This window comes from Shewanella sp. HL-SH8 (assembly GCF_051165765.1).
Lineage (GTDB): Bacteria > Pseudomonadota > Gammaproteobacteria > Enterobacterales > Shewanellaceae > Shewanella > Shewanella glacialimarina.
In genome coordinates, this window is sequence record NZ_CP195039.1 from 4,126,197 (window position 1) to 4,139,222 (window position 13,026).

At 41.2% G+C, this 13,026-nt stretch carries 13 protein-coding genes; 6 read left to right on the forward strand and 7 right to left on the reverse strand.

The annotated features are described in order from the left end of the window. The first annotated feature begins 59 nt into the window (after window positions 1-59). Window positions 60-569: an AlbA family DNA-binding domain-containing protein gene (locus ACRWQN_RS18320; protein ID WP_434927290.1), complete on the forward strand. Its 510-nt coding sequence runs from the start codon at window positions 60-62 to the stop codon at window positions 567-569. Here ACRWQN_RS18320 and ACRWQN_RS18325 read toward each other — a convergent pair. The 6 genes from ACRWQN_RS18325 to lptM form a co-directional block, all read right to left on the reverse strand. Beyond that, on the reverse strand, window positions 556-1,296 hold the full coding sequence (locus ACRWQN_RS18325) for an HAD-IA family hydrolase (protein ID WP_434940700.1): 741 nt from the start codon (window positions 1,294-1,296) through the stop codon (window positions 556-558). The genes ACRWQN_RS18320 and ACRWQN_RS18325 overlap by 14 nt on opposite strands. A gap of 8 nt (window positions 1,297-1,304) precedes the next feature. Then, window positions 1,305-2,207 (reverse strand): tyrosine recombinase XerC, encoded by a 903-nt coding sequence (gene xerC / locus ACRWQN_RS18330; protein WP_434927291.1) that lies wholly within the window; start codon window positions 2,205-2,207, stop codon window positions 1,305-1,307. 137 nt (window positions 2,208-2,344) lie between these two features. Next, window positions 2,345-2,974, reverse strand: coding sequence for a DUF484 family protein (locus ACRWQN_RS18335; protein ID WP_434931954.1), 630 nt, complete (start codon window positions 2,972-2,974; stop codon window positions 2,345-2,347). A 124-nt stretch (window positions 2,975-3,098) separates the two neighbouring features. Further along, the gene (gene dapF / locus ACRWQN_RS18340) at window positions 3,099-3,926 is read right to left on the reverse strand and encodes a diaminopimelate epimerase (RefSeq protein WP_226413003.1); all 828 of its coding nucleotides are present in this window, start codon (window positions 3,924-3,926) and stop codon (window positions 3,099-3,101) included. Window positions 3,927-3,951: 25 nt separating this feature from the next. Next, entirely contained in the window at window positions 3,952-5,196 is a 1,245-nt protein-coding gene (lysA, locus tag ACRWQN_RS18345; RefSeq protein ID WP_434939261.1) for a diaminopimelate decarboxylase, read from the reverse strand. 15 nt (window positions 5,197-5,211) lie between these two features. Beyond that, window positions 5,212-5,400 carry an LPS translocon maturation chaperone LptM gene (gene lptM, locus ACRWQN_RS18350; protein WP_434939262.1) on the reverse strand — a complete coding sequence of 63 codons (189 nt, stop codon included), beginning with the start codon at window positions 5,398-5,400 and terminating at the stop codon, window positions 5,212-5,214. A gap of 67 nt (window positions 5,401-5,467) precedes the next feature. On the opposite strand from lptM, the gene cyaY reads away from it, so the two are divergent. Then, window positions 5,468-5,797 (forward strand): iron donor protein CyaY, encoded by a 330-nt coding sequence (gene cyaY, locus ACRWQN_RS18355; RefSeq protein WP_226412997.1) that lies wholly within the window; start codon window positions 5,468-5,470, stop codon window positions 5,795-5,797. 27 nt (window positions 5,798-5,824) lie between these two features. On the opposite strand, the gene ACRWQN_RS18360 is transcribed toward cyaY, so the two are convergent. Beyond that, entirely contained in the window at window positions 5,825-8,257 is a 2,433-nt protein-coding gene (locus tag ACRWQN_RS18360; RefSeq protein ID WP_434939263.1) for a class I adenylate cyclase, read from the reverse strand. 460 nt (window positions 8,258-8,717) lie between these two features. Between ACRWQN_RS18360 and hemC the strand changes: the two genes are divergently transcribed. From hemC to ACRWQN_RS18380, 4 genes are all read left to right on the forward strand, one after another. After that, on the forward strand, window positions 8,718-9,647 hold the full coding sequence (hemC, locus tag ACRWQN_RS18365; RefSeq protein ID WP_434927295.1) for a hydroxymethylbilane synthase: 930 nt from the start codon (window positions 8,718-8,720) through the stop codon (window positions 9,645-9,647). A gap of 10 nt (window positions 9,648-9,657) precedes the next feature. Further along, window positions 9,658-10,380: a uroporphyrinogen-III synthase gene (locus ACRWQN_RS18370; RefSeq protein WP_434939264.1), complete on the forward strand. Its 723-nt coding sequence runs from the start codon at window positions 9,658-9,660 to the stop codon at window positions 10,378-10,380. Window positions 10,381-10,457: 77 nt separating this feature from the next. Then, window positions 10,458-11,666, forward strand: coding sequence for a uroporphyrinogen-III C-methyltransferase (locus tag ACRWQN_RS18375; protein ID WP_434939265.1), 1,209 nt, complete (start codon window positions 10,458-10,460; stop codon window positions 11,664-11,666). Continuing rightward, entirely contained in the window at window positions 11,663-12,835 is a 1,173-nt protein-coding gene (locus ACRWQN_RS18380; RefSeq protein WP_434939266.1) for a heme biosynthesis HemY N-terminal domain-containing protein, read from the forward strand. Before ACRWQN_RS18375 ends, ACRWQN_RS18380 begins: the two co-directional genes overlap by 4 nt. The last annotated feature ends 191 nt before the right edge of the window (window positions 12,836-13,026 follow it).

A 13,026-nucleotide genomic window follows, 5' to 3' on the forward strand; every position in this document is an offset into this window, starting at 1 on the left:
TTCTTTTTCAGTTATTTATTCATAAGCTAAGTTGAGAATATTAATTATTGACTAATCCTATGAGTACTCATAATTACCCCACTTTTGCACTAGATGATATTGCCAATCTTCATGAGTCTGCCCAAGTAGAATTTAAGCTTGCTGGTGGCCGCGACGGTAATGGAAAATTGCCAGAAGTTATGTGGGAAACCTATAGCGCGTTTGCCAATACCTTAGGGGGTGAAATTATTCTAGGGGTAAAGGAAGACCATGGAGAGTTTAGTATCGAGGGTATTGTTAACCCTATGCCTATGCTCAGTGAAATTTGGCAAATCCTTAATAACCCGCAAAAAATCAGCCACAATATTCTCTCACCTACTGATGTACAAATTATTGAAATTATGGGTAAGAAGTTGATTCGAATTCATGTTCCTGCGGTGGATCCCAAGCTTCGACCTATCTATATCGGCACAGAACCCTATGGTGGTAGTTATTTCCGAGTAGGTGATGCTGATATGCATGCCAGTCATGAACAAGTTGATCAAATGAAACAACGCGCAGGTGTGGTGCTAAAACCTAAATCAAGTTAACCAATAACGACAACTGTTCAATCGCGATATGGGGTAATAAACTCGCAGGGTTTTTATGCCTTTTTTGCTGGCAAGGGTTTAGCCAAACAGTCTGACATCCGGCCATTTTAGCCCCGACAATGTCTGAGTTAGGGTGATCGCCAACATGCAATAATTCTGACGGTTTTATCGCCAGCTGTTTACAGGCCAAATCAAACATATCACCTGCCGGTTTCATTTTAACGCCACATCCTGGATGCAAAACAAACTGCATGACAGTATCTAAACCAATACGGCTAGCATCAACATTACCGTTAGTAATACCCACTAAAGTAAACTGCTGTTTTAATGTATTAAGCGCAGCAAGCACATCTGGGACGATGGTGAAATCACTGCGATAGTGGTGAAAACAATCTAACCCAGCTTGCGCCCCATGGCTAGATTCAATTTCGCTGTAACCCAACTGAATTAACCCTTCACGCAGCATAGCATAGCGCGCCGCTGAGGTGTCATGCACTAACTCAGGCTGACGCATTTGCAATGCAAGTTTACAACGCTGCCAATCAACTGCGGTCCAATGGGACGATTTAGGGTACTTACGGTGTAATAGACTAAATGACTCCGCAACAGCCTTAACAATAATGGGTTTGTTATCATATAGGGTGTCATCTAAATCAAAACTAATGGCTTTAAAAGGTTTGAGCCGTTGATATTGAATCATACCCGTTTGGCTTTGCTGCGCTAACATGTGCACCATTATGAGTTGCCCTTATTTTTTTTCGCTCTAGGATGAGCACCATCGTAAACTTTAGCGAGATGCTGGAAGTCTAAGCTAGTATAAATTTGAGTTGTAGACAGGTTTGCGTGGCCCAGTAACTCTTGTACTGCACGTAAGTCGGCACTAGATTCAAGCATATGAGTCGCAAAAGAATGGCGTAACTTATGCGGATGCACTTTAACCGATAACGCCTGCTCTTGACCCCATTTATTCATTCTGGCCTGAATGCTACGGTGCGATAATCGCTTGCCTTGATTACTGATAAACAATGCATCATTGGCATGTAAAGAAAACACTTGTTCACGGCAGGTAAACCATACTTTTAACGCATTGATAGCCACTTTACCAATTGGCACAATCCGTTGTTTACTGCCCTTACCCATGACCTTAACTTCTGCGTTATCAAACTGAATGTCATCATAATTTAACGCGGCTAATTCGGCTAAACGAAGCCCGCTGGAATAAAATAACTCCATAATAGCTTTATCTCGAATAGCCAGCGGATCATCAGCGTCAATATCAAGTAAATGGCTGACGGCATCGACATCCATATTTTTAGGTAATGGCTTATTTTGTTTGGGGGCACTGAGGGTTTTAGCAGGATTTATTGCTATAACATTTTCACGCAGTAAAAAAGCATAAAATTGTTTTTGTGCCGACAAGCTTAATGCAATTGAACGCGGACTTAAACCCTGTCGATGTAATTTGGCTAACACACTTTGTAACTGATCGCGGTTAGCATTATGTAAATAAATATCTTCGCCCAATAAGGATTGAGCACGGTTGAGTTCAAAAAAATAATTGCGAATAGTGTAATCAGATAACTGACGCTCAAAGGTCAAGTATTGGCGATACTTAGCTTGCCAATCTGTTTGTGTCATCACGGCGACTCCTGCTTTATGCTGATACGCAGCAGTATCTTGAACGCTACAGCTTTGAAAATCATAGCCTTGAATATTATATTTGGAGAACACAACACCAAGATTTGACCATGTACCAATCGTCACAAACCACTAGGTTAAAATGTTGCTAATAAATGGCTGAGTAAACGACGTAATTGGCTTAATAATAATGAGTCCATATTAGGGTGGAAATGAGTCGCATCAGCGCTGGCTATGGCAAATATGACCTGACCATTTTCATCTGATAACCTAGTTAACGCAACAGAGCCAACTTCACTGCCAAATAAGCGTTTTGATTCTGACTGAGTTAATCGGCCAAAATAGTAATTATTTTGAATACGGTGACGCCAAATGTTAGCCAGTTCACTGTCGATATCGTGAACGGTAATTAAACGCACATGGGTAAAGCCAAATTCAGCCTTTAACCCTTCAAACAAGGTTTGCCTAAGTTCACTTAGCTCCTTACAAGCCAGTAGTTGAAATGACAATTCATTATTAAACATAAATATACGTTCATTCTGCTTTGCCACATTCATTAACGCAGTAATTTCTTCTTCGAGCTGAGTCACTTTTTGGCGCAGTATTTCTTGTCTACGCTCAACCAGTGATACCGCGCCACGCTCATGATGATTCAACCGAAGCGCAATCAGTAACTCAGGGTGACGATTGAAAAACTCAGGGTTGTCGAGTAAATAATCACGCACTAGATTTTCATCTAGCACTTGGTTACGAAAGTTCGCCAACATTTCAGCGCCTAAATCTTGACCGATTGCATCGATACCCGATCGTGCGTCCAATAATGTATCTTGGATTGATGCCGCATCAGCAGCTGACGTTATCTCACTCATAAAAAATTAATCTACCTAAATATTACAACTGTATTTGACCATCATATACATGTTCAGCAGGGCCTGTCATCCACAACGACTTACCTTCACCTTCCCAATTTATGGTTAATGAACCACCGGGTAAGTCTACGCGCACTTCATTGTCTAACTTATCTTGCAGTATACCCACAGCAACAGCGGCACAGGCGCCAGTGCCACAAGCAAGTGTTTCTGCAGCGCCACGCTCATAAACCCTAAGCTTAATATGGCTTGGGCTTATGACTTGCATAAAGCCAACATTAACCCCTTTTGGAAATCGCTCATGGTTGGTTAACATGGCACCTATTTCCGCAACTGCGGCATTTTCTACATCTTCCACTTCAAGCACGCAATGTGGGTTGCCCATTGACACAGCACCACATAAAAAAGTTTGCATCGGGGTTTGCAGTAAATAGGTTTTTTCACTCTTTTTAGCTTTAAACGGAATGTGGTTCGGGTCAGTGACAGGTACGCCCATATTGACTGTGACTAAACCATCTCGCTCAATACGCAGGGTTATTTTACCTGAGCTGGTACTCACCCGAATTTTATTCTTATTGGTTAAGCCTTTATTACGCACAAAACGAGCGAAGCATCGCGCACCATTACCACATTGCTCAACTTCGCTACCATCGGCATTAAAAATACGGTAATGGAAATCTAAATCGGGATCATAGGGCGGCTCGACCAATAATAATTGATCAAAACCGATCCCAAAATTTCGATTAGCTAATCGACGTATTTGCTCTGGCGAAAAAAATACATTTTGGGTAATACCATCAACGACCATAAAATCATTGCCTAGCCCATGCATTTTAGTGAATTGAATCAAAGGTGTTTCCTTTTCCATTTACTCATTAAGGTAGCAGGTGTTCACCTTGCCAAAGTTGCGCCACGGTTTCACGCTCACGCACCAGTATATCTTGTTCGCCATCAACCATCACTTCTGCCACCCGTGGACGAGAATTATAATTAGATGACATCACAAAGCCATATGCACCACTTGAACGCACTGCTAACAAGTCGCCAGCTTTAACCGCTAATTGTCTGTCTTTACCTAAAAAGTCGCCGGTTTCACACACTGGGCCAACCACATCATAAGCTTGGGTTGGTGCATCAGTTTGGTTAACAGGAATAATATTCTGCCACGCACTATAAAGCGATGGACGAATTAAGTCATTCATAGCACCATCAACAATGGCAAAGCGTTTGTCGCTGTTTTCTTTGAGGAATAACACTTCAGTGACAAAAATACCCGCATTTGCAGCAATGGCTCGGCCAGGTTCGAAAATCAACTTTATCGGGCGTTGCCCTAGCCGTTCAAGTAACGCAGCGGCGTAAGCGTCTGGGTGAGGAGGGATTTCATTATTATAAGGCACACCTAAACCACCGCCCACATCAAAATGCTCAATCACAATACCTTGCTCAGCTAAGCGGTCTATCAAAGACAGCATACGATCCATCGCATCTAAAAACGGTTTTAGTTCAGTTAACTGCGAGCCAATATGGCAATCGACCCCTTTAACATGTAAGTGAGGTAACTCGGCTGCGCGGGCAAAAACTTGCTCAGCTTCTTCCATCGCAATACCAAACTTATTTTCTTTTAAGCCGGTAGAAATATAAGGGTGGGTGCCTGCATCAACATCAGGATTAACCCGTAATGATACCGGCGCGATTTTACCTAAACGGCAAGCAACCTCATTTAATAGCTCAAGCTCGGCACTTGATTCAACATTAAAACAATAAATACCGATTTTTAATGCCTGCTCCATCTCAGTAATGGTTTTACCCACTCCCGAAAAGACTACTTTTTTAGGATCACCACCGGCTTGTAAGACGCGTGACAATTCACCACCAGATACAATATCAAAACCACTGCCCAGGCGAGCTAGGGCATTAAGCACACCTAAATTAGAATTAGCTTTTACGGCATAGCAAACCAAATGAGGATGATTAGCGACAGCCTTATCAAAAGCATGCCAGTGGCGCTCTAGCGTTGCGCGAGAATAAATATACAGTGGCGTACCATATTTTTTGGCTAATGCACTGACGCCGCAACCTTCGGCAAATAAATGACTGTCTTGATAAGTAAAAAAATCCACAATACGTTTCCTATATTATTGCTGTATATCAGCTGTTGAGTCTGATCCCGCTGGTAGTGTTTCTAAGTCAGCCGTAATTGGCGCTGTGGAAATTTTATTATCTTCCTGCGCGGGAGTTTTGTATAAAGGCCCTTTCTGACCACAGGCGCTTAGCACTAGGCTAGCAAGCAAAAGTAATAAAAGCAGTCTCATTTTTCTCAACATCTGTGCATCTGATCAATTATGGCCTTATAATCGCATTCATCTCGCAGAAAGCAAAGGATAGAAATGCATGGCTATGACAGATACAGAGTTTCACCAATTAGCTGATGAAATATTCAGCGCAATCGATAACGCTATTGAAACCGCTATTGACGAACAAGACGCGGATGTAGACATCAATTACAGCGGAAATCTAGTGCAATTGACCTTTGAAGATGGTTCGCAAATTGTGATCAACAAGCAAGAACCTTTGCACGAGATCTGGTTAGCGACCATCACTGGTGGATACCACTTTGCTTACCAAAATGGTAAATGGTTAGATACCCGTAATAACATTGATTTTGTGCCATTTGTACTTGATTCAATTGCTAAGCAAGGTGGGATAGTGATTACCATTTAATCCTATTACCACTGTTAATGGGTTTAGCTAGAACGCTGAGCCCATTTCATCTTCCGTTACGCCAAAAGGTTCGACCTTCAATGAGCCCTCTTTTCTCACTAACCGAAAAAATTGCGGCATATTAAAAAATGCTTGCTGATCGCAGTGACTGTCTTTCACAAAACTTAAACTCTGCTGGTTCACTAATTGGCTTATAGTCATATTGTCGTGCACACTATGGGTCAGTATATTAGTTTCATCGACAAGAATAACTTCCAACTTATGGCTTAATTGCCGTAAAAAAAACTGTTTTGCACCATGAGCTATATAACGTTGAATAATTGCTGGTACCGTTGAAAATGGCTCATTATTAAGTTCAGGACGTGGTAGGTGAGTGACTAAGCGTGGCCTGTTATAGTGGAACATGTTTCTAGAGCTAGCTAATACGTTATAAACCATACCCAAAGAATTAAAATGTAAACCGTATTTTTGACTGCCCATATTGAGCTCAATGAGCAGTGTTTGACTGTCGGTCACATTTTGAATGGTTTGATGACATAATTTTAGCAATTGCATAAGTTGGTCTTGAATTTGTTTGACCAACTTAGTTGAGCAGGATAATACCGATAACTGACTTTGTGCGTTAGCGCGTTTCAATCCTAGTACTAAAAAAGATAGCGCCTCTAGCACTGCTAATTCACCTTCAAATCGGTGGCTATGCCACTCACCCCAACTATTTAAGCTGATAATATCAATACTCGATACCATATTTTTCTTATCACGGCCTAGCGACAAAATATCACCATTCATATAATCGACCATGATCTCTTGTCCATGCCATTGCTCAGTTACATCATTATCCATATTGGCGATAACAATGATGCGCTGATAAAACCAAGGTTGGCATAAATGGCGTTTAGTCACTTCAATCGTATGATTAACATTTTGCATTAGCCCTTTGGCTAAGCGTGCTAATTTGGTGGCATAGGCTTTATTCCGCCCAATGCTATACCAATATGTTCTGTCGGTAACCAAACCATTCATCACCGCCCAAGCCACCACATCTAAGTCTGTTTTTCCAACAAACAATGCCTGCTGCCCGATGATGTTATCCGCGTTACTGACGCCCCTAAATAATTGATATTGGTGCTTCTTTTTTGAAAACCATACTGCGAGCTGTGGTTCACTGACATTTTGACTCCACAGCGGATTAAGCGGCGGCAAAGTATGGGGATCATCACTGAAAAAACCATGTAACTTACGCGCTAATAGGCCAAGTTCTTCAACTCGCATGCGATCGCTAAGTTCATGTTTAGAAGCAAATTGAAGCAGGTTTTTATAGCTAGCAAGCAGCAACTCGTTTAACTGCTGATTAAACCATTGTAACTGACCAGAATGCCAGTTTGTTGCATTGTCTAAAGTGACTAGTAGACTAGTTGGCCAACACCAATCCACCGTTAGATCTGTGAGTTTTTGATAGCGCCAATCATGCTGTGTTTGTTGTGGTTCAGATAATGCGATGCCGCATTTAAGGTAAAAACAGCGTCGTACAATTTCAAGCCTTTTAACTTCCCGGCGAGATAACAAATAATGCTCTATACGTTGATATAGAATAAGGTAGGCATCATTATCGTCAGAGAAATTATCATTTAAACAATATTGCCAAACTTCTTCTGTGGCCATATGATTTTGCGGATACTCGCTGGCATAAACTTCGAGTAATAATACTTTTAATAGCGCTTTATGCGGCTTATTGAGACCTTTATATAACTGCCACAAAGATGCGCCAAAATACTCGCTAGCAGGCAAGTTTTTCAAGTCACCTAAAAACAGCAATGCATCGCCAGTCGCTTCCGGCCACCAAGCAACATATTTGCCGGCTAATCGAATATGAGTGCGATAAAACTCTTCCAGTAACAACCAATGCTGAACCGACCCACTGTGTTCTTCACCCAATGGTTGGCAGTTTTCATACAAACTGCATTCGCGGAATTGGTTAGGGTGAATAAGATAAAAATTTACTTCAAAATCAAATTGAGCAAACCAAGCGGTTAACTGAGAAGCTTTTGCATAAAGTAGTCCTATTTCTATCTGGCTCAACGTTATGTGATGCACTAACCAGATGTCAACATCACTATTGAGGTTTTGACCAAAACTAGATGAGCTTCCCATGGCGTAAATGCCTTCAAATGCATAGGGTTGCTCAGACACTGTTGGTATATATGGTACGCCGGCAGCTTGACACGCTTGCTCGAGTACAGATGAAAATTTGAAATCGCAAATTCCCGATGGCGTTACTGCATCGATAAAACCCGGTAATTGAAAATCATTAATCTGTAAAAGATAAGGTATGAGCAAAAACAACTGATATTGTTGATCGGACAAGGTTAATTTAACTCGTTGTAACCTCAACGAATTCAATTTTTCAGCACGATAAATTGCGCTAGTGTTGTCAGTATTTAAATCGGGTAAAACGTGCAAAGACTCCATCCTTAAACCACTTATCTCAGCGACTTTAATCGTGCAAACCATAGCTTTCAACTCATATGGATGCACGGGAGTGATCTATATCAAAAAAATCTATTCGATGTGACAAGGTTAACACTAAATTCAGTTTTAGCAATCTGACCAAAGGTCGTAGAACAAAACTAAAGACAGCCAAATTCAGATAATAACTTCGATGGCTACCAAATAAGCGCTAACCGCTAATTTTACTGCTTATAGCATTTAAATGAACTTAAGTAGGGCTAAACCTCTGCATCATGTCCGTTAAAATAGTTTCTTTATTATTTTGCTTTATCGCCCCCCTAACTTAAGTAGATTAAGGTCAAATAATAAAATCATCGCGCAACTTCAAACAATTTCAACACAGTTATGACAAACTCCTCAATCCAATGTTAGCATTAGCGCAATTACTGTTAGTTGATGGATAAATATGGCCATGTCTGAAAACACTATTCGTATTGCAACGCGTAAAAGTCCACTGGCAATGTGGCAAGCTGAGTTTGTAAAAGCTGAATTAGAACGCATTCATCCAGGCTTGATTGTTGAGCTACTGCCAATGAGCACTAAAGGCGATGTTATTTTAGACACACCATTAGCTAAAGTGGGTGGTAAGGGGCTTTTTGTCAAAGAACTTGAAGTTGCCATAATGGAAGGCCGCGCCGATATTGCTGTGCATTCAATGAAAGACGTACCCGTAGACTTTCCTGAGGGACTAGGCTTACAAGTAATTTGTGAGCGTGAAGATCCCCGCGATGCATTCGTGTCTAATAGTTATAAAACTATCAGTGAATTACCGCAAGGTGCTGTTGTAGGAACATCAAGCCTACGTCGTCAATGTCAAATTCGTGCTGCTCGCCCTGATTTGGTCATCAAAGATTTACGCGGTAATGTTGGTACCCGTTTGGCCAAACTAGACAGTGGTGATTATGATGCCATTATCCTTGCTGCTGCTGGCTTAATTCGTCTAGAGTTAAAACAGCGTATCGCCAGCTTTATTTCCGCAGAGGAATCATTACCCGCAAACGGCCAAGGTGCAGTGGGAATTGAGTGCCGCACTAATGATGAGCGAGTAAAAAACTTATTAGCACCACTTGAGCATTTAGAAACCCGTTATCGTGTATTAGCAGAGCGCGCCATGAATACTCGCCTGGAGGGCGGTTGTCAGGTGCCTATTGGTGCCTATGCCGAAATTATCGGCGACACCTTAACACTTCGCGGTTTAGTGGGTAATCCTGATGGTAGCCAGGTGATTACTGGCCAGGTTGCTGGTGAGAAAACACAGGCTATCGAACTTGGGCAGGCACTGGCGAACGACTTATTAAGTCGTGGTGCTAAAACCATTCTTGATGCGGTTTACGCCCAGTAACGGCTAAAATATGAAAGTCTTGCTGACACGTCCAGAAGGTCGTAATCAAGATATGATTGAGCAACTTGATAAGTATCAAGTTGCTCATATAGTCACTCCACTTCTAGGTGTAGAAGCGACTAACCTACCAGCCCCTGTTTTTTTTGATGACGTTGACAATCTCATTTTTATTAGCACTAATGCGGTGGCATTTGCCGCAGAAAAACGTCATAAATCATTCCCCTCTCAATGTCGCTACTTTGCTGTAGGTAAAGCAACGGCTGATGCATTAAAGCAATACAACTTGACTGTTTTTTCTGCCCCAGAAAATAGCCAAGACAGTGAAGGGCTTTTATCATTACCACAGCTGCAACATATTAATAAACAATCCTTTATTATCTGCCGCGGCTCAGGTGGGCGCGAAACAATAGTTGAACAACTCGAACTGCGCGGGGCTAATGTCAGCTATTGGGATGTATACCAACGCTCGCGGCCAACACTCGATAATCAACAGGTTGTTCCACAATGGGTAGATTTCGGTATCGACACAATTGTGGTCACTAGTGGTGAGATATTAACCAATTTAATTGCGTTAATTCCAAAAGAGTTATTTGCATGGTTAGATTCATGTCATATCATAGTGCCAAGTAATCGTGTGAAATTACAGGCAAATGCATTAGGTTTACATAAAGTAACCAATGCAAATGGAGCAAATACTCAGGCAATACTTGTCGCATTGGGCTTAACAGCGTAATTTCACTATTTAACACTGTTCAATGATAGTGAGCCTTTCACTATCAATTTGTCGTATTTTGCTTTCAAGGACTGTTCATGGAAAATAACAAACTCGAATCCACTGAAGTTGATACTCATGATGTAGTGTCTAAACCTCAGGCAAAGGGCGACTCACCTCAAGCTGCTAAAGCAGCCTCTCCTACGCCAAAACGTCAACCAGGCCCTTCAAGTCGGCTTCGTAAGTTACGCAGTTCATGGTGGGTTCGATTAAGTATTGTTATTAGCTGGATTGCAGCTGGCACGGCTATTGCTGGTTGTTATTGGCTTTATTTACAACTCAATTCACAACAAGAAAGTCAGCAAAATCAACAGCAAGAGTTAGCCGCTGAATTAACTACGCTTGAAACAAACAATCAAAAGCTAAAACAAGAATTACAGCAGTCACTATCCGAGCCAAGCCAACGTATTGCCCAATTAGAACAGCAACAAACCAATGATGCAAAAGCTTATCAGCAGTTGGCTGTGCTGCAACAGGCGCAAAAACAACTACAAGAACGAGTCGCAGTAGTCGCTCAACGCAGTCCGAACCATTGGATGGCGTCTGAAGCCGACTATCTAGTGCGTATGGCAAGTAGAAAACTGTGGCTTGAAAAAGACCCTCAAACTGCAGCAAGCTTGTTGCAGTCGGCCGATAACCGTATTGAAGCAATGAAAGATCCCGCCTTACATCAACTGCGTAAAGCCATCGCACAGGATATTGCCGCAACGCGTTCGATTAAAACGACCGATGTCGCAGGCTCTGTGTATGCCATTGATGCGGTAATAGACCAAGTAGCTAACCTTCCCTTAAATCAAGCTGATACAGATTTAGCAGTGGATGAATTAGCTGAACCTCTATCTGATTCTATTGATGACTGGCAAACGAATTTATCTAAGTCATTTAAGCAATTTATTGAAGGTTTTATCACTATTCGCGAACGCACCACTGATTTAGAACCGCTACTGCCGTTAGAACAACAATGGTATTTAGTGGAAAATGTGCGCCTAAAATTATTACAAGCTCAGTTTTCACTACATAACTATGATCAACAGGGTTATCAAAGTGCGATTAATTATGCTCATCGTTGGGTAAACCAGTATTTTGATACTAGTGATCGCCGCACCCAAAATACACTTGCTCAGCTTAAAATATTATCACAGCTGTCTATTGAGTCAGTTAATGCTTATCAGTTTAAATCTACCCCACTGTTACAACAGTTAATGACATACGGGAAAATGATGCCTGAAGAGGAGCCAGCACTATGATAAAAATGTTGGCTTATGTGATTATCATTCTGTTAGGTTTGTGTGTCACACCGTATCTTTTAGAAACCAAAGGCTATATTTATATAGCAATATGGGACTATCAAATTGAAACCAGTTTAGCTTTTGGCTTATTTGCATTAATAGCCTTTTATATTGGCTTAGCATTGACTAAAAGGGTCTTAGTATTGCTATTGACTTTAGTGTTAAGTAGTCGCTATTTACCTGAGCGTTGGCGTATTAAAAAAGCCAAAAAACAAACTTTAATTGGTGCATTAGCCCTAGCAGAAGAGGATTGGCCTACCGCTGAGAAAGCCATGCTAAAAGGTGCTGAAAATGGCGAGCTGCCGGCGCTTAATTATTTTGCTGCAGCAAGAGCCGCACAACATCAACATAAAACCACTGAACGTGATAAGTACCTTGCTAAAGCACAATTGGATCCTTTAGCCAAAAAGGCTGTACTGACTACTCACACGCGCTATTTATTGAAACAAGGCGAATTAACTCAAGCCCGCATCCTGTTGAATGAACTTGATCCAACGAGCAAAAGTAAAGACTCAGTTATCAAGCTGGCAGCTGATTTATATCTAGCTCAACAAGACTGGGCAGCGCTTAAATTAATTATACCGACTTTAGCTAAGCGACATATTTATTCCGATGAGGAAATCATCGAAATAACGACCCAAGTTAATATCCATTTAATCAATCAAGCTGCTGAAGCAACGGCGGGTGAACTCGACAAATGTTGGGGCTGGCTAAGTAAATCTGAACGTAATCAAGTTCAAACCCTAATTACCTATCTTTATGGATTATGTAAGCTACAACGTAAAGATGAAGCATTAAAACTGCTTTATAAACAGTTGAAATCTAACCCTGTTGAGAGTTTATTCGATGCGGTAGCTGAAATAGCTACCGCACATGATAATGATATTCGAAAGCTGCTCAGCAAATTTGAGCAAACACATGAAAATGTTGTCAATTACCAAGAATGTTTGGCTAAGTTAGCCTTACAAACTCGTGATTTTAAGCAAGCCAAAATACATTGGTACAATGCCTGTCAAATAGCACCAAGTCGCACTAGATGGTTAGCTTTAGCGCAAGTACAAGAGCAACTGGGTGATAATACGATGGCGATGCAAAGCTATCGTCATGCAGCTAACGCTAGTAACTAGCTATATACATTATTTTATTCCCCATAAAGCCTGCATAAATTGCAGGCTTTTTTGTATTTTCAGACCCAGTAATAATCGAATTAACTAAACTTTTACTATCGATAACCGATAACGATTCAGGGTAAATTTATGTTCATTTAATAACATATTTACATAGCTGAATCGCTCATGTAGCTAACACGACTTAAAAA